Raw genomic sequence first — 14,990 nt, forward strand, 5'->3', positions numbered from 1 at the left:
TTTGACCAATGACAAACCAATGCCCTATATTAATGCATTGCAACGGCAGAAAGCGATTTTTCTGGCAGGTATGTCGGGCAAGCGGCCCGCAGTTCCGTTTCAGGCTGTCGAACTTCGGAGAGCTGCTCAACAACGATTATCGGCACGGGCGTGGGCTTATATCGATGGTGGCGCAAGTGACGAAGTAAGCATCACAGCCAATGTAAACGCGTTTTCGAAAGTTTCAATTCTGCCGCGTATGATGCGGGGCGATGCTTCTTCAGATTTTTCCACCCGGTTATTTGGACAGGATTTGGCTTTTCCCCTCTTATTGGCTCCCATCGGTGCGCTCGACCTGATTTGCCCCGGGGCGGATCGTGTGGTAGCCCGTGCATGCCGGAATGTCGGCATTCCGATGATATTCTCCAACCAGGCAGGTACGCCCATGGAAACCTGCGCACAAGATCTCGGCAATACCTCACGTTGGTTTCAACTTTATTGGAGCAAGTCGGATGATTTGGTGCTGTCGTTCGTCCGTCGGGCCGAAACCTGCGGTTGCAGTGCTATTGTGCTTACGGTAGACACCACGTTGTTAGGTTGGCGAAGTCGTGATCTAGCGTTAGGTTACTTGCCTTTTTTAAGGGGGCTGGGTATTGCACAATATACTTCGGACCCTATATTTAATGCATTGATCGAACATGGCGAAGGAACAGCCGTCAGCGGCGCGCCGAAACCAAAGGTGACGCTAGCCACCATCCGTAATCTGCTGCAGCTAAAAGCAAACTACCCCGGTGGTTTCGCCCAGAATCTTTTCCGCAAAGCGCCGTTGGAGGCGGTGCGGTTGTTTACCAATATTTACTCCAATCCAGCACTAAGTTGGGAGCAGGTTATTTGGCTTCGCCGGCAGACCAAGCTGCCTATTCTCATCAAGGGTATTTTACGTCCAGACGATGCGCTTAAAGCGATGGATGCAGGAGCCGACGGCATTGTCGTGTCCAACCATGGTGGCCGACAGGTAGACGGGGCGATTTCCAGTTTGTCTGCCCTGAAGGCCATCCGGAAAACGCTTCCAAAGCCTTTTCCGATACTACTTGACAGTGGCATACGCAGCGGCAGCGACATATTTAAGGTGCTTGCCTTGGGTGCTGATGCGGTGCTGCTCGGACGGCCGTATGCCTATGGGCTGGCCGTGGGCGGGCAGCTCGGTGTGGAAGAGGTAATACTCAACATGCTCAACGATTTTGAGCTTACCGCTCGGTTGGCTGGTTGCCGCAATGTGCAGGAGATTGATGAAAGTATGATCGACGACCAAAGTCTGACAGGCCCTGTTTGATTGGTCGGTACACAACGGATAATTCCATGCGTGAAATCACGGAAGGGGCATTTAATGTGAGCTTTTAGTCACATATTCCATGTATTGCCAGCGCGGTATCATTCGAGCTCCCAGTGAAGCAAGGTGATCCGTGTATACTTGGCAATCAATTAGCTTATGGCTGCCTGTTTGGCACAGCGAAGCCAATGCCATTTTCGAAGCATTGGCTTCGCTGCTGAACATGCTCTCCCCGCAGAAGACGTGCCCAATGGCAACGCCGTAGAGCCCACCCACTAATTTGGTTCCAGACCAGACTTCCACAGCATGTGCATAACCCAGTGCATGCAGGCTGATATAGGCTTCTTGCATATCCTTGGTTATCCAGGTTCCGTCTTGTCCCGTCCGGGGTTGGCTGGCACATGCAGCAACCACTTCGGTAAAAGCGCGGTCATAGCTAACATCGAAGTGAGCTGATCGGATAATTCGTCGCAAGCTTTTGCTGATTTTCAATTCATCCGGAAAAAGCACAAAGCGTTCGTGGGGCGAATACCATAGGATGGGCGTATCATCGTTGTACCAAGGGAAGATACCCTGCTTATAAGCCTCCAAGAGCCGAGCGGCCGTTAAGTCACCACCAACGGCCAACAGTCCATCCGGCTCAGCCAAGGCCGGATCGGGAAAACGAATATCGTGCGGGTCCAATTGGAAAATCATCCGGGTTATTCCGGTTGGCGGGGCTCCTTGGAGATTTCATCAAACAGTTTGTCCATGTGCTCCACATATTCATTGGTGTCATCCAAGAAAAACTCAAGGTGGGGGACGATCCGCGCTTGGTTTTTTATGCGCGCGCCCAATTTATAGCGGATTTCGTTCGCATGCGATTTGATGTTGGCCAGATCGTCCTTAGCCTGCTTGGTATTAAGGAAACTTAGGTATACCCTCGCAATCGCCAGATCGGGCGTCATCCGCACACGGGTTATCGTTATAAATGCTCCCGGAGCCCATGCACCGCCCTCACGTTGGAAGAGCTCACCCAAATCCTGTTGTATAACTCCTGCAAATCGTTGCTGTCTTTTGCTTTCTGTATTCATGGTGTGCAGTGCTTATGATCTTAAACGAAACGCCAATACTTGCTTACTTGCAAAGGTAGCAATTTTTTGCCTAACCTTAGTCACCAGAGGCCATGGATGATCGTAATGTAAAATAACTGTTAAACCTCGTAATTCTTTTGAAACGTACTATCGAAAGCCTTATCTTTGTTGCATCATAATTTAGGTTTATAATTGGTTAGTAAAGGTTTCCATTCTCCCCGTTTGGAAACCTTTCGTTTTTAGAAGGCACGGAAGTCGTGGCCGTGCTGAAAGGTGTATATTTGAAGTGTGATTTTCATCCCGACCATATGCTCAATGAAATCAAAGAATCCATATTAGTTGCTTGCCGGCAATACGTAGACCAGCGGATAGTCAATGCACGGCAAGCAATCGCCTCCGCAAATGAGGCGGCGATAGGCGACGGCAAAAGTAGTGCTGGTGACAAGTTCGAAACTACTCGCGAAATGATGCAGCAAGAGATCGCTAGAAACCAGCAACTGTGGATGGATGCATTACGGATGGAGCAGGTACTGGCTGCGTTAGATGCGCGGTCACATAAGGGAACCGCTAAGCTGGGTAGCCTTGTTGCGACCAATCACGGCACCTTTTTCCTAGCAATCAGCATAGGGCAGTTGATTGTAGGCGATGCGAATTATTGGGTAGTATCTACTGCCTCCCCCATTGGGCAACAGCTTGTAGGCCGGGAAGCCGGACAGGAGTTTACATTTAATGGTGTGACCTATGCAATAGGCCATGTGACCTAACCGCCATAAAAAAATGAAATAAAATTTGCATAGTGTAAAAAATACACTATCTTTGTTGCATCATAATTTAGGTTTATAATTGGTTAGTAAAGGTTTCCATTCTCCCCGTTTGGAAACCTTTCGTTTTTTATCCGTTTTTCAGCTATTTTTTAGTTTTCCCCAGCAATAATCGCCCTTGTGAAGCCCAGCCGCCGATAAATGCATCGGCGATGCCATCGCCATCGAGGTCACCGATCGTGATGTTCCAATTACGGCCCACAACGGACTGGGGAAGAACTTCCTCCGTCACATCGTTGAAATACCCCTTTCCATCATTGCGGAAGGCGCGCAACCGTTCCTCGTTAAACCCGGGGACTGCGACAGCACTCAACAGCAAATCGATATGTCCATCATGATCAAAATCCAGCTCCCGTGCCGAATAGGTGGAAAATTTATAGGTAGGCATACGTTGAGCGGTTTCGTCTGTAAAGCGTGCTTGCCCGTCGTTGATCAACACGCGTGCCTGCGGATTTTTGTCCCAAGTACCTGCATTACTCGTGATGTTGGCAAATACGATATCCAGATCGCCATCACCATCTACATCGAATACCAGCACCTCACGCGTTTCGAGCGGTTCAGGCAAGTCGAGCTGCTCAGCGTACTCGGTAAATAGGCCTTTCCCATCATTCAGCAGCAGCCGATTGGGGGGAACTTCGTTGCCCACGACCATATCCACATGTCCATCCCCGTTGAGGTCGGCCAGCTTGATGCTTTGGGTGGCGTCATTTATTTGGGGCAGACTTTCTATGGAGCAGTCCATAAAGAAACCTGGTCGGGCCGGATCATTTATCCAGAGGAAGTTCTGCCCCGCTGTTCCGGAGTTCCCAACCACGATATCGGGCAGGCCATCGCCATCCACATCGCCCACGTCCAGCCCGTTGCCTTCGCTCATTCCAAGAAGACGGTCGCTCACATCACGGAAGGTACCGTCACCATTACCGAGGTAATATTCATGGGTTTGATCGTCTTCCGCCACGAACACGACATCCAGGTGGCCGTCACGGTCGAAGTCGACTACACGAACGTGCTCGGTATCATGTTTGGCTGCTTTGAATACACGCTTTTTCCAGGTAAGCTTGCCACTGCCGTCATTGAGGTAAAGCCTGTTTTCGTCGGCCTCCAACGCTGCGATAACATCCAAATCACCATCGCCGTCTACATCGGCAAGGGCGACTTCCAATATATGGGCTTCGGGGTCATGGGGTACATGGGTAGCTGTGACATCATGGAAATAGTCGGTTTCTACATGCTGTGGTGGTTCGCACGACCAGGAGGCGGCACCCATGGCGATCCACGCAAACGTCTTGCTGTTCTTCAGATTCATCGCATCACTCGTCTAACCTGCCCGGTTGCCGTAGATTCTTTCCGGGTACTCCCGTTAAAGCGTCACCTAGGTCTTCCCGGGCTTGTTGTGCCAACCCGAGTATCTTGGCCACCACTTCAGGATGATCCCCTGCCACATCGGTAGTCTCGCTGATGTCCGTTGCAAGGTGATACAGTTCCGGTGTTTCTACTTTGGTCATCTCATATTTGATGGGTGTGCCATCATCGCGGTAACCCTGCCCGGCCTTGATGGTCCGATAGGTATGCGGCAGGTAGAGCTTCCAATCGCCCATCAATACGGCCTGTAATTCGTTTCTGTTGTAATAGATATAAAACGCTTCGTGTGGGGATGTCGCACCTTCCGCCATGCGGATGAGTGGCCAGATATCCAGGCCATCTATCGGATGTTCGGGTAGTTTCCCGCCAGTCAGACGGGCAATAGTAGGAAGCAGGTCGATGGTCATTGCCGGCTCGGTTTGTGTTTTGCCCGCCGGGATGTGTTCCGGCCAACGCATGATGCAGGGTACCCGTATACCTCCTTCCCACGATGTGCCCTTCCCTTCGCGTAATGGTAGCGCCTCTCCCGAATGCCCGCTATAGGAAAGCCAGGGACCGTTGTCTGAGGCAAAAATGACCAGTGTGCGGTCGTCCAATCCGTATTTTCTAAGGGCATTCAAGATTTCACCTACGGACCAATCGATTTCCATGATGACGTCACCGTATAATCCCCTTTCGGATTTGCCGCTGAATTTGTCCGAAACGAACAGCGGCACATGGGGCATGCTATGCGCTACGTAGAGGAAGAATGGATGGTCCTGATTCCGTTCGATAAAATCCAGTGCCCGCTCGGTGTACCACGTGGTCAACATGTGCTGTTCTTCCAGCGTGTCGATGACCCGTTCATTTTCATACAGGGGCAATGGCGGATAATAATTTTTGTTTTCGGGGTGATGGGGCCACATATCATTGGAGTAGGGAAGGCCAAAGAACTCATCAAACCCCTGTCTTGTCGGAAGGAACTGCGGGTGGTGGCCCAGGTGCCACTTCCCGATAGCGGCGGTACGGTAGCCGAGTGGCTTGACTACCTCGGCAATGGTAATCTCGTTGGGGTTAAGCCCATGCTTTGCGGTGTGATCCAACGCACCATGGATTCCAACCCGGTTGGGATAGCTCCCCGTCAGCAACGCAGCGCGCGAAGCAGAGCAAACCGCTTGCGCAACATGGAAATTAGTGAATCTGACGCCTTCCGCAGCCATCCGATCCAAGTGAGGGGTCTGGATATCGGGCGATCCGAACGCACCTACGTCTTGGTAGCCCTGATCATCGGTGAAGATGATAATGATATTGGGACGCTCTTCACGTGGTTGTTCGCGTGCTTGAGAAACTACGGGGAGCAAGCACCATATGGATAACAAGTGGGAAAGGATGGGTCGTATAGCCATATAATAGTTAATTAATAGCGTAAGATGGGATACATCCGCTAATGTAGGAAATATTTTCTGATCAGTACACGTTAAGGTCGTAAGAAGCTGGCCAACTGACTTTAAAACCTGGTATGGAAAAATTCGTTATCTTTGAAAAAAGGAGGGCGTTTTATGCATTGTGGTATGCTTAAGGGCAGTATGGGTGTTGTGCTTTTCTTGTCGGGTTTCGGCCTTGCCGCCCAGGAAACAACTTTTGACAAGAAGGTAACAGTAGGTGACCTCCCCATTCCCAACGAAAAGAGGCAGCTGTTCTATCTCCAGCGGGATCCGGATGCAAACACGGTAATTTACCAGCTGAATGTGATAGATGGGGTGGTGGATGCGGATGAGCCGGTGAATGTGTATTGGATTCGCTATGCGGAGGGTGGTACACGTAAAAGCCTGAGCTTCGTGCAGCGTACTATGGCCTATGGTGTTAGCCACAAATTGCTCGATAATGGCGATTTCGAATTGCGTCTTGCCGCTTATAAAAGCAGGCCTCTGCGCCTTTCCTATTGTGAAAAGAGTAAAGAATATAAGGTATATGCCTCAATCAACAACCGGGAGGCCAAGCTCGACCGTATTTTCGTGCGCATTGACGGAGGCAGTATGTTTAGCCCGGATATTGCGTATTTTGAACTAAGTGGCCGCGATACGGCTACTTTGGCGGGCGTAGCGGAACGGATCGTTCCCGATCAGTAGATAATCGTAAACTTGAAAGCTAACGGGTCGAAATGTTGGATGAGCTCGTTGATCAGCTTGTCACCATATTTAACATACAGCAACCCAAAATTTTCCGATCGTTCTTGCAGAACGCCGCCCGGAAAAAGCTTTTCCTTGATCCGGTCTATCTGTATCAATGCATCCTCGTGATTACGCTTATCAGCTTTGAGTAGTTTTTTTTCCAAGTTGTTGACGGCCTTTTTAAGCCTAGCCTTCACGGCATCGGTGCTTGGCCCCAAGCTTGGATCTATTTTATGAGCCCGTAATCGCAGCTTGCTGAAGATGGCATTCAGCTCCATCCATTCGTCGTTGAGCGTTAGTCGGTGCTTGGTATGCCTGCGCACATACTCCTTTTTCAGATCGTCGGTGTCCTTGAAAATGCTTTTAAAGGTAAGATTGAGCCTAAGCACTTTTACGGCCATGCTGTCATCGGTGATCATTGCCGAGTTACGGGGTACCAGTATAGGGAAATCCACACCGTAATGTTGAAAGCTTCCTTTCAATTGCAGCCAATAGACCATTTCGGCGCCCCCACCGATATACGCTAAATTTGGCAAAATCACCTCTTGGTATAGCGGTCGCATCACGACATTAGGGCTAAATCGCTCTGGGTGATGGGCTATCTCCGCTCTCAATTCGTCTTCGGTGAAAAAAATTCCGCGGTGAAGTACCTCATACCGCCCGTCGCCGAGCTTTACAATACGTTCCCGGAATTTATCGGTGAGGTAGAAGAAATTAATCTCGCGGGCATGTACCTGGGTGGAGAAGCCGACCTCCTTAAGAGCGGCCGATGTTTCCTCGATCGCTTTGTGGCTGTATTCACCTAGGATGTCCTGCTCGATAAAAGGGGCAAAACATTGCTTTAGCGAGGCGTCATCCGCATCGATGACCACCAATCCATGTGAGCCAAATAGGCTATTGGCCAAGTGTCTGGTGGCGGCGGCAAGATTGTCGTGTCCGAGATAAGCTTCTTCAATCAGCTTGGACAATTTTGACGAATTGTCCGAGAGACCGAGAAAACTCTGATATTGACGCACGGTGTCCTCCATTCCTGCGGTCTTCATCCTACCGGTAGCCCCCTGTGCAGTAGTTTCCCATACGATTTTCTTGCCATGAAGCCGGGTGTGATTGATTTCGGCAAAGTCGTGGTCTTCGGTCGCCATCCAATATACGGGTACAAAGGTGTATTCGGGAAAGGCATCTTTGAGGTCGTGGGCTAGGCGTATGGTACTGGCAATCTTAAAAATGAAATATAGCGGCCCGGTAAAGATATTCAGTTGGTGTCCCGTTGTGACTGTAAACGTGCGCGTATCCAGCAAGGCATCCACATGGGAGGCAACTTCGGTTTGACGTTGCAGCAAATCGCCGTATTGACCCCGCAGGCTTCTCACCAATCGTTCCCGGTCTGTCTTTCCGGCCTTGGCTTGCAATTGCCGGGCAAAACCGGCTAGATCCGGCCTATTGCCCGCGAAAGGGGCAATAGCAGGTGTGTTATCCAGATAAGCCAGCAGTGTCTTGGAAAAGCTGTTGGTATCTTTATAATCTATATAGGTTGCCTTCATTGATAAGCAAAGATAGGGGTTGCCAGCAATAACGGAGATTGATAACGATTATTTGACAATCGTTCCATACAGGTCGAAGTCTTCCGCACGGTCTATGCGTACGTTAGCAAAGCGGCCGAGGGTAAGGTAATTCCCTGAGGTAGGTATGAGCACCTCGTTGTCTACTTCGGGCGAATCATATTCTGTACGGCCAATGAAATGCTGCCCTTCTACCTTATCTATCAACACGTTATAGGTACGTCCTACTTTAGTTTGGTTGATGTCATATGAAATCTCTTGTTGGATGGCCATAATCTGCTCTACGCGGCCGGCTTTCACGTCTTCAGCTATGTCGTCTATCAAGCTGAAAGCGTGCGTCTTCTCCTCGTGTGAATAGGTGAAGCATCCCAGGCGGTCGAAACGTGTTTCGGCTACCCATTGCTGAAGCTCCTGGAAATCCCGTTCGGTTTCGCCTGGGTAGCCACAGATCAACGTGGTACGTAGGGCAATGTCTGGCACGCGGTCGCGGATGGCCTTGATTAAGTCTATGGTCTTTTGCTTGGAAATCCCTCGCCGCATCGATTTAAGCATCTCATCACTGATGTGTTGCAGGGGCATATCAAGGTAGTTACAGATGTTGCTGCGTTCATGCATGGCATCGAGAATCTCCATCGGAAATCCGGAGGGATAGGCGTATTGTAGGCGTATCCATTCAATACCCTCTACATCCGATAGGCGGCGGAGCAAATCGGCAAGGTTGCGCTTTCCGTATAAGTCGAGACCGTAATAGGTAAGGTCTTGCGCAATGAGGATGAGTTCCTTGGTTCCATTTTTAGCCAAGTACTGAGCTTCCTTTACCAGGCTCTCCATGGGTTTGGACACATGCTTGCCCCGCATAATCGGGATGGCGCAAAACGAGCAGGGGCGGTTGCATCCCTCTGCAATCTTGAAATAGGCGAAGTGCGAAGGTGTGGTCAGCATCCGTTCGCCAAGCAGCTCATGTTTGTAGTCGGCACCGATGGTGCCCAGCAGGTCCTGTAGGTCATTGGTGCCGAAGTAAGCGTCTACACCGGGGATTTCGGCTTGCAGCTCGGGCTTGTATCGTTCGGATAGGCAGCCGGTCACGATTACTTTGTCTACCTTTCCTTGGTCCTTAAGGGCGCTATATTGCAGGATCGCGTCGATCGACTCCTGTTTGGCATTGTCTATAAAACCGCAAGTATTGATGACTACGATGTCGTCGGCTTGCACATTAGCCGCTTCGTGTACTACCAGCATGTCGTTGCCGCGCAATTGGCCCATCAACACTTCACTGTCGTGTATATTTTTTGAGCAACCCAGTGTCACTACGTTTATGCGGGGCTTATGCGACGCCGCGACCGGTTTAACTTGTTTCGTTTTCATCCTATCCCTATCATCACTTAAACAGTGAATCCACAAATTCCTTTTTATTGAACAATTGGAGGTCGTTTGTTTTTTCTCCTACGCCGATGTACTTCACCGGGATTTTAAACTGATCAGATATGCCGATAACCACCCCCCCTTTGGCAGTGCCATCGAGCTTGGTAAGGGCCAGCGCATTCACGTCCGTAGCTTGGATGAATTGCTTGCACTGTTCGATGGCATTCTGCCCAGTGGAAGCATCAAGCACCAACAGGATTTCATGCGGCGCACCGGGTACGATCTTCTGCATCACCTGTTTGATTTTGGTCAACTCATTCATCAACGCTACCTTGTTGTGTAGTCTTCCGGCTGTGTCGATGATGGCCACGTCATCCCCATTGGCCACGGCAGATTTGACCGTGTCGAATGCCACGGAGGCGGGATCTGAGCCCATGGCTTGTGCAACCACGCGCACGCCTACCCGCTCGCCCCAAAGCTTTATCTGGTCTACAGCCGCCGCCCTAAAAGTATCGGCTGCTCCCAGCACCACGTTATTTCCGGCTTCCTTAAGCTGATGGGCAAGCTTGCCGATGGTGGTGGTTTTACCCACACCATTGACACCTACCACCATGATGACGTAGGGTTTGTGATCACCATATTCGAAGCGGTCAAAATCCGCACTGTTGTTTTCGGCGAGCAACGCTTGGATTTCGTCTCTCAGAATGGTGTTGAGTTCGGAGGTGTTCAGGTATTTGTCGCGAGCTACACGTGCCTCGATACGTTCGATAATCTTGAGCGTGGTGGTCACGCCAACGTCAGAGGTGACAAGCACCTCTTCCAACTCATCCAGCACTTCATCATCAACGGTAGATTTGCCTACGACAGCCTTGGTGATCTTGGAAAAGAAACCTTCTTTTGTTTTCTCCAATCCCTTATCCAGTGCTTCTTGGGCCTCGGGTGTCTCCTGCTTCTTCTTGAAAAAATCAAATAGTCCCATAGCTTATTTCTGCTCAGTTGCAAACATAGCAAAAAAGCCCTTCCGGTAGACCCCCGAAACGGCTTTTTGAAATATCATATGCACAAAAATTACTGTGCTGCCGACTCTGTAACGGCTTCTTTTGCCGCCTCAACGGCGTCCTTGATGTGATCGTTGTGTGCAATCAGTTCCTTAAAGGTATACGCACCGGTCTTTGGGGATTTAACAGCAGTGATTACCTTGGTGTAATCTTTGCCTTTTCCCGTCTTGAGTGATGCTACTGCTTTCTTTGCCATGTCTCTCTATTAATTTTGCAAATTGCTGCTTGAAAGCAACTGCGGATTATTTAATCTCTTTGTGAACGGTCACTCGCCTCAATACAGGATTGAATTTCTTCAATTCCAGCCGCTCGGTAGTGTTCTTCTTGTTTTTCGTGGTGATGTAACGTGACATCCCCGGAAGACCGCTTTCTTTGTGCTCGGTGCATTCCAAAATCACCTGCACCCTATTTCCTTTTTTTGCCATTTGCTTATTGTATTATGATCCGTCGAAGTGGCACGGATAGCCTTCCTGATTAAACGTATCCCTTTTTGATAAACTTGTTGATCACGGCCGTGATGCCATTCTTATTGATGGTCTTTATCGCCGAGGTGGATACTTTCAAGGTAATCCAGCGGTTTTCTTCGGGAATGAAGAAACGCTTGGTCTGCAAGTTGGGATAAAACTTACGCTTCGTTTTCGCATTCGAATTGGAAACGTTATACCCGTTCATCGCCCCTTTTCCTGTTAAATCACAAACTCTTGACATGATTGTATGCTGTTATATCTATTTTAATATGCCTTTTCGCAAAGAGCTTGCAAATATCAGCATTTGTTTTTTATTATACAATTATTTTTTTGTTTTGGTTTTTTGCCACCGACTGCCCGTACCTTATTGAATTACTGAGCATTTTTAGTAGGTTTGGCAGATCAACGATGTACGTTACATGATTTCAATAGCGATGCCCATGAAACCCACACCACAAGTTTTTTCCAGAAGAAGCGTATTAAAGGCGGTAGCCGCCACGACTACCGCCATGCTGGGAACGGATTTATTTCGTCACGTATCTGCCGCCGAAAAGGCGTTGCCCAATCCGTTGAAGGGCAAGATCAACCATTCGGTATGTCGCTGGTGCTACCCTTCCATTCCCTTAGATGACTTGTGCAAAGCGGCAAAAGACATCGGGATCGCAGGTATTGACCTCGTTGGCCCAGACGAGTGGCCTGTGTTGCAAAAATATGGACTTACCGCCGCACTTACTCACGGGGCAGGGCGTGGCATTACTGAAGGGTTTAATGATCCCAGATACCATGACGAGCTGGTAGCGAGTTACGAACAACTGATTCCGCAGGTCGCAGCCGCAGGTTACAATCAGTTAATCTGCTTTTCGGGCAATCGAAATGGGCTGGCCGACGAGCAAGGTATCCAGAACTGTGCAATCGGCCTCAGGAGACTCTTAGAAACCGCCGAAAAATATGGTGTAACACTGGTGATGGAGCTGCTCAACAGCAAGGTGGACCATGCTGACTATCAATGTGACCATACCGAATGGGGTGTGGCCCTGTGCAACGAGGTGGGGTCAGATCGGTTTAAACTGCTTTATGACATCTACCACATGCAAATCATGGAAGGGGATGTAATTGCAACGATCCGGAAACACCACAAATATATTGCACACTACCATACTGGGGGTGTGCCGGGGCGGAATGAAATCGACGAAATGCAGGAACTAAACTATCCGGCCATCATGCGGGCAATCGTCGAAACCGGCTTCAAAGGTTATGTTGCTCAGGAATTCATTCCCAGCCGACCAGAACCGCTGGCTTCGCTGGAACAGGCCATCCAAATCTGTGACGTTGCGTAGGTGTCGCGTTCCAATGTGAGATACAGTAGTGTTCTTGAGTCTTCGTGCATACCGGCGAGGGAATTACCTGAAAAAACGAAAGGTTTCCAAACGGGGAGAATGGAAACCTTTACTAACCAATTATAAACCTAAATTATGATGCAACAAAGGTAGTGTATTTTTTACACTATGCAAATTATTTTTAACTTTTTTGTATTTTTCCATCGCCCTTCTCGGAGTGCCCCAGTGATTTATTTGGCGCTACGTGATCTCGAACCAAGCGCTTCAAAGCGGTTATCTCTGGGAATCCGCCATTTATTTTGCGGTCCACCATCAGTTTCCCGTCGAGCAGAATACAGAATTTTCCCGCAGTATCCGAAGGGTGCAACAGCACGCCGTTGAGCTCTTCAGCGAAAGTGGTAAGCAATTCCGATGCAAAGTATACCGATCGCAGCATCCAGCCGCATTTGGGGCAATATTCAATAGTAATTGTTGGTTTCATTGTCTGTCGTGTTACAAAGATGACACAAAGTACGCAAAATACTGTCACGGGCACAAGGCGCAACGGACATAGTACCTCATTAAACGCGGATAGATGACAGCTGCATCGGTAATATACAATGCTTAAAACGGGGTGCTACACACGGGAGCGGGGCCGGATTTCCCCTACCTCAGCGCGCTGGATGAAGAACGGAAGGAAAGCAAGCGGCAGAACCTGACCACTGACCGGGATGGGTTCGAAATTGGCTATTCCCTGGTTCGGATTTTCCCCGTGTGTCCTTCGGCCAGGCTTCGGTTTGTTGCCGAAGGCCTGCCGAACACGGGTCGAAGGATTGTCGAAGCCGTGTCGAACAAGTCTCGAACAGCACTCGAACAATGTCTTGTCCTGAAATAGCTATACAGGTTAGCTAATAAATTCTGATTTGGTTATACACTGCAATTTGTAAATTCTGCATGAGCTATACAACAGCATTGACCTGTTTTTTTATATTTTTATTTTTCCACCGTTTAGCCAGATCCCCTGTTCTGAGGTGTGCCTGTTCGGGCGTGAGGTAATCGCAGCTGGCATGGGGCCTGATTTCATTGTAGGCGCGGATGCTTTCAGCGATTTTTTTGCGGGTATCGTCAAAGCCCGTCCCGGAATGGTGCAGGCTGAACTCTTCTTTGATGATACCGTTGACCCGTTCGGCCAGGGCGTTCTCATAGGGGTCCCCGTTTTCGGTCATGCTGATTGCAATTCCGCTGGCCAGCAGCGTTTCCACGTATTCCCTGCTGCAATACTGGGACCCGCGGTCGGAATGATGGATCAGTCCCTGATTGTACATCCGGTTTTCCAGTGCTATTTCCAGGGCCCGCAGGCATCCCCGGGCGGAAAGGTCCTTATGGAAGCAATGCCCCATTATCTTCCTGGAATACGCATCGGTGATCAGGCTGAGGTATCCCCATCCGTTGTTGATGCGGATATAGGTGATATCGCTCACCCAGATCTGCTCCGGCCGGTCCGCCGGTACCCCTTTGATGAGATTGGCGTATTTATGCATCCAGTTCCGGGAATCGGTGGTCACCACGCGTCTCTTCCTGCGCCGGACAAGCAACCCGTGTTCGCGCATAAGGTCAAACAGGTAATCGCGGCCCAGGCTGATGCCATGCTGTGCCAGCATGGGGCTGATCATGTGGTGTAATTTCAGGGTGCCCGTCCGGGGCAGTGACCTGCGGATATCCATCACATGCTGTATGACGATGTCTTCCTTTACGCCCATATCCCGGGAGCGCCATTGGTAATCGTACCAGGCGTGGCGCGTCTTGCCAAACAGTCTGCACAGTGTTTTTATCCCCAATGAGGGGTAGTCCTGTTTCATTTGGGTGACTGTTTGGCACCAGACTTTTTTCGGATATCGATTTTAAGCTGCTCCTGGGCGATATCGATCATCGTTTCCAGTGCCCGGATTTTCAGCTGCGCCCCGGCCAGCTGCTGTTCCAGGGCTTTGCGCTCATCAGTCCCGTATTCTTCCTTTGGCTGCATAACCGGTGTTTGGGGGCTAAGTTCGGCATTATTCCCCGGACTCGCGCTCTTCTCCAGCCGCAGCCAGCGGTCCACGGTAGACCTGCTTCTCACACCGAAGGCCACGCATGCCTGCCGGACGCCCATGCCCGATTCCACCGCCCGCAGGATGGAGCGTCTCTCCGATGGACTGTAGCAACGGGGTCTCTCACCCCGGTAAGCAGGCGATCCGTGACGGTTCATCCAATAGGTCAGGGTGGAATGATGCATCCCATACTGGCTTAAGATCTCCCTGCGGGGGACCCCCGACTCGATCATCCCTACTATCTTCATGATTTCCCGCTTGTCGAATGGGATATGTTTGTCCGCTCTCGACGACTTCCCCTTACTTCTTTTGTCTTCCATACACAGTTAAATTGTGTATAGCTTTTTTAGGAATCGACAATTTGTGCCAGTTTGTGCCAATCGCTGCCATAAGTTGAACAGGACGGCTCACCTGCCTACGTTTGTG

18 protein-coding genes are annotated in these 14,990 nt (G+C 50.0%); 5 read left to right on the plus strand and 13 right to left on the minus strand.

Annotated elements, in window-relative coordinates; translation table 11 throughout:
- The first annotated feature begins 19 nt into the window (after positions 1–19).
- The gene (locus IEV98_RS19830) at positions 20–1,312 is read left to right on the plus strand and encodes an alpha-hydroxy-acid oxidizing protein (RefSeq protein WP_188507777.1); all 1,293 of its coding nucleotides are present in this window, start codon (positions 20–22) and stop codon (positions 1,310–1,312) included.
- Positions 1,313–1,363: 51 nt separating this feature from the next.
- Here the strand turns inward: IEV98_RS19830 and aat are convergent, their stop codons facing one another.
- Entirely contained in the window at positions 1,364–2,005 is a 642-nt protein-coding gene (gene aat, locus IEV98_RS19835; RefSeq protein ID WP_188507778.1) for a leucyl/phenylalanyl-tRNA--protein transferase, read from the minus strand.
- A 5-nt stretch (positions 2,006–2,010) separates the two neighbouring features.
- Positions 2,011–2,382 (minus strand): 30S ribosome-binding factor RbfA, encoded by a 372-nt coding sequence (gene rbfA / locus IEV98_RS19840; protein WP_188507779.1) that lies wholly within the window; start codon positions 2,380–2,382, stop codon positions 2,011–2,013.
- Positions 2,383–2,690: 308 nt separating this feature from the next.
- Between rbfA and IEV98_RS19845 the strand changes: the two genes are divergently transcribed.
- Positions 2,691–3,146 (plus strand): 3-oxoacyl-ACP synthase, encoded by a 456-nt coding sequence (locus IEV98_RS19845; RefSeq protein ID WP_188507780.1) that lies wholly within the window; start codon positions 2,691–2,693, stop codon positions 3,144–3,146.
- Between the two features lie 142 nt (positions 3,147–3,288).
- Here IEV98_RS19845 and IEV98_RS19850 read toward each other — a convergent pair whose 3' ends face one another.
- Together IEV98_RS19850 and IEV98_RS19855 are read right to left on the minus strand one after the other, a co-directional pair.
- The gene (locus IEV98_RS19850; protein WP_188507781.1) at positions 3,289–4,509 is read right to left on the minus strand and encodes an FG-GAP repeat domain-containing protein; all 1,221 of its coding nucleotides are present in this window, start codon (positions 4,507–4,509) and stop codon (positions 3,289–3,291) included.
- Between the two features lie 4 nt (positions 4,510–4,513).
- Positions 4,514–5,950: a sulfatase family protein gene (locus IEV98_RS19855; protein ID WP_188507782.1), complete on the minus strand. Its 1,437-nt coding sequence runs from the start codon at positions 5,948–5,950 to the stop codon at positions 4,514–4,516.
- 165 nt (positions 5,951–6,115) lie between these two features.
- Between IEV98_RS19855 and IEV98_RS19860 the strand changes: the two genes are divergently transcribed.
- Positions 6,116–6,673, plus strand: coding sequence for a DUF4833 domain-containing protein (locus IEV98_RS19860; RefSeq protein ID WP_188507783.1), 558 nt, complete (start codon positions 6,116–6,118; stop codon positions 6,671–6,673).
- On the opposite strand, the gene bshC is transcribed toward IEV98_RS19860, so the two are convergent.
- The 6 genes from bshC to rpmB all read right to left on the minus strand — a co-directional run bounded on the left by bshC (position 6,667) and on the right by rpmB (position 11,402).
- The gene (gene bshC / locus IEV98_RS19865) at positions 6,667–8,256 is read right to left on the minus strand and encodes a bacillithiol biosynthesis cysteine-adding enzyme BshC (protein ID WP_188507784.1); all 1,590 of its coding nucleotides are present in this window, start codon (positions 8,254–8,256) and stop codon (positions 6,667–6,669) included. The genes IEV98_RS19860 and bshC overlap by 7 nt on opposite strands.
- A gap of 48 nt (positions 8,257–8,304) precedes the next feature.
- Entirely contained in the window at positions 8,305–9,639 is a 1,335-nt protein-coding gene (gene rimO, locus IEV98_RS19870; RefSeq protein WP_188507785.1) for a 30S ribosomal protein S12 methylthiotransferase RimO, read from the minus strand.
- A 13-nt stretch (positions 9,640–9,652) separates the two neighbouring features.
- Positions 9,653–10,615: a signal recognition particle-docking protein FtsY gene (ftsY, locus tag IEV98_RS19875; RefSeq protein WP_188507786.1), complete on the minus strand. Its 963-nt coding sequence runs from the start codon at positions 10,613–10,615 to the stop codon at positions 9,653–9,655.
- An 89-nt stretch (positions 10,616–10,704) separates the two neighbouring features.
- On the minus strand, positions 10,705–10,890 hold the full coding sequence (locus IEV98_RS19880) for a DUF4295 domain-containing protein (protein ID WP_188507787.1): 186 nt from the start codon (positions 10,888–10,890) through the stop codon (positions 10,705–10,707).
- A gap of 46 nt (positions 10,891–10,936) precedes the next feature.
- The gene (gene rpmG / locus IEV98_RS19885) at positions 10,937–11,119 is read right to left on the minus strand and encodes a 50S ribosomal protein L33 (RefSeq protein WP_079718388.1); all 183 of its coding nucleotides are present in this window, start codon (positions 11,117–11,119) and stop codon (positions 10,937–10,939) included.
- A 49-nt stretch (positions 11,120–11,168) separates the two neighbouring features.
- The gene (rpmB, locus tag IEV98_RS19890; protein WP_188507788.1) at positions 11,169–11,402 is read right to left on the minus strand and encodes a 50S ribosomal protein L28; all 234 of its coding nucleotides are present in this window, start codon (positions 11,400–11,402) and stop codon (positions 11,169–11,171) included.
- A 199-nt stretch (positions 11,403–11,601) separates the two neighbouring features.
- On the opposite strand from rpmB, the gene IEV98_RS19895 reads away from it, so the two are divergent.
- Positions 11,602–12,498 carry a hydroxypyruvate isomerase family protein gene (locus IEV98_RS19895; RefSeq protein WP_188507789.1) on the plus strand — a complete coding sequence of 299 codons (897 nt, stop codon included), beginning with the start codon at positions 11,602–11,604 and terminating at the stop codon, positions 12,496–12,498.
- A gap of 181 nt (positions 12,499–12,679) precedes the next feature.
- On the opposite strand, the gene IEV98_RS19900 is transcribed toward IEV98_RS19895, so the two are convergent.
- Positions 12,680–12,979, minus strand: a complete 300-nt coding sequence (locus tag IEV98_RS19900; protein ID WP_188507790.1) for an Rdx family protein — start codon at positions 12,977–12,979, stop codon at positions 12,680–12,682.
- A 132-nt stretch (positions 12,980–13,111) separates the two neighbouring features.
- Between IEV98_RS19900 and IEV98_RS19905 the strand changes: the two genes are divergently transcribed.
- Positions 13,112–13,372: a hypothetical protein gene (locus IEV98_RS19905; RefSeq protein WP_188507791.1), complete on the plus strand. Its 261-nt coding sequence runs from the start codon at positions 13,112–13,114 to the stop codon at positions 13,370–13,372.
- Positions 13,373–13,436: 64 nt separating this feature from the next.
- Here IEV98_RS19905 and IEV98_RS19910 read toward each other — a convergent pair whose 3' ends face one another.
- Together IEV98_RS19910 and IEV98_RS19915 are read right to left on the minus strand one after the other, a co-directional pair.
- Entirely contained in the window at positions 13,437–14,336 is a 900-nt protein-coding gene (locus tag IEV98_RS19910; protein ID WP_188507792.1) for an IS3 family transposase, read from the minus strand.
- The gene (locus IEV98_RS19915) at positions 14,333–14,884 is read right to left on the minus strand and encodes a helix-turn-helix domain-containing protein (protein ID WP_188507793.1); all 552 of its coding nucleotides are present in this window, start codon (positions 14,882–14,884) and stop codon (positions 14,333–14,335) included. The genes IEV98_RS19910 and IEV98_RS19915 overlap by 4 nt, the downstream gene beginning before the upstream one ends.
- Positions 14,885–14,990 lie beyond the last annotated feature (106 nt).

It is taken from the genome of Parapedobacter pyrenivorans, from assembly GCF_014636865.1.
GTDB classification, from domain to species: Bacteria; Bacteroidota; Bacteroidia; order Sphingobacteriales; family Sphingobacteriaceae; genus Parapedobacter; species Parapedobacter pyrenivorans.

What these genes read in the sequence shown, in the direction of transcription:
- aat (WP_188507778.1), bottom strand. Translation starts at nt 2,005, where the DNA reads ATGATTTTCCAATTGGACCCGCACGATATTCGTTTTCCCGATCCGGCC.
- IEV98_RS19895 (WP_188507789.1), top strand. Translation starts at nt 11,602, where the DNA reads ATGAAACCCACACCACAAGTTTTTTCCAGAAGAAGCGTATTAAAGGCG.
- IEV98_RS19845 (WP_188507780.1), top strand. Translation starts at nt 2,691, where the DNA reads ATGCTCAATGAAATCAAAGAATCCATATTAGTTGCTTGCCGGCAATAC.
- IEV98_RS19900 (WP_188507790.1), bottom strand. Translation starts at nt 12,979, where the DNA reads ATGAAACCAACAATTACTATTGAATATTGCCCCAAATGCGGCTGGATG.
- IEV98_RS19910 (WP_188507792.1), bottom strand. Translation starts at nt 14,336, where the DNA reads ATGAAACAGGACTACCCCTCATTGGGGATAAAAACACTGTGCAGACTG.
- rpmB (WP_188507788.1), bottom strand. Translation starts at nt 11,402, where the DNA reads ATGTCAAGAGTTTGTGATTTAACAGGAAAAGGGGCGATGAACGGGTAT.
- rimO (WP_188507785.1), bottom strand. Translation starts at nt 9,639, where the DNA reads ATGAAAACGAAACAAGTTAAACCGGTCGCGGCGTCGCATAAGCCCCGC.
- IEV98_RS19880 (WP_188507787.1), bottom strand. Translation starts at nt 10,890, where the DNA reads ATGGCAAAGAAAGCAGTAGCATCACTCAAGACGGGAAAAGGCAAAGAT.
- IEV98_RS19855 (WP_188507782.1), bottom strand. Translation starts at nt 5,950, where the DNA reads ATGGCTATACGACCCATCCTTTCCCACTTGTTATCCATATGGTGCTTG.
- rpmG (WP_079718388.1), bottom strand. Translation starts at nt 11,119, where the DNA reads ATGGCAAAAAAAGGAAATAGGGTGCAGGTGATTTTGGAATGCACCGAG.
- rbfA (WP_188507779.1), bottom strand. Translation starts at nt 2,382, where the DNA reads ATGAATACAGAAAGCAAAAGACAGCAACGATTTGCAGGAGTTATACAA.
- IEV98_RS19830 (WP_188507777.1), top strand. Translation starts at nt 20, where the DNA reads ATGCCCTATATTAATGCATTGCAACGGCAGAAAGCGATTTTTCTGGCA.
- ftsY (WP_188507786.1), bottom strand. Translation starts at nt 10,615, where the DNA reads ATGGGACTATTTGATTTTTTCAAGAAGAAGCAGGAGACACCCGAGGCC.
- IEV98_RS19860 (WP_188507783.1), top strand. Translation starts at nt 6,116, where the DNA reads ATGCTTAAGGGCAGTATGGGTGTTGTGCTTTTCTTGTCGGGTTTCGGC.
- IEV98_RS19850 (WP_188507781.1), bottom strand. Translation starts at nt 4,509, where the DNA reads ATGAATCTGAAGAACAGCAAGACGTTTGCGTGGATCGCCATGGGTGCC.
- IEV98_RS19915 (WP_188507793.1), bottom strand. Translation starts at nt 14,884, where the DNA reads ATGGAAGACAAAAGAAGTAAGGGGAAGTCGTCGAGAGCGGACAAACAT.
- bshC (WP_188507784.1), bottom strand. Translation starts at nt 8,256, where the DNA reads ATGAAGGCAACCTATATAGATTATAAAGATACCAACAGCTTTTCCAAG.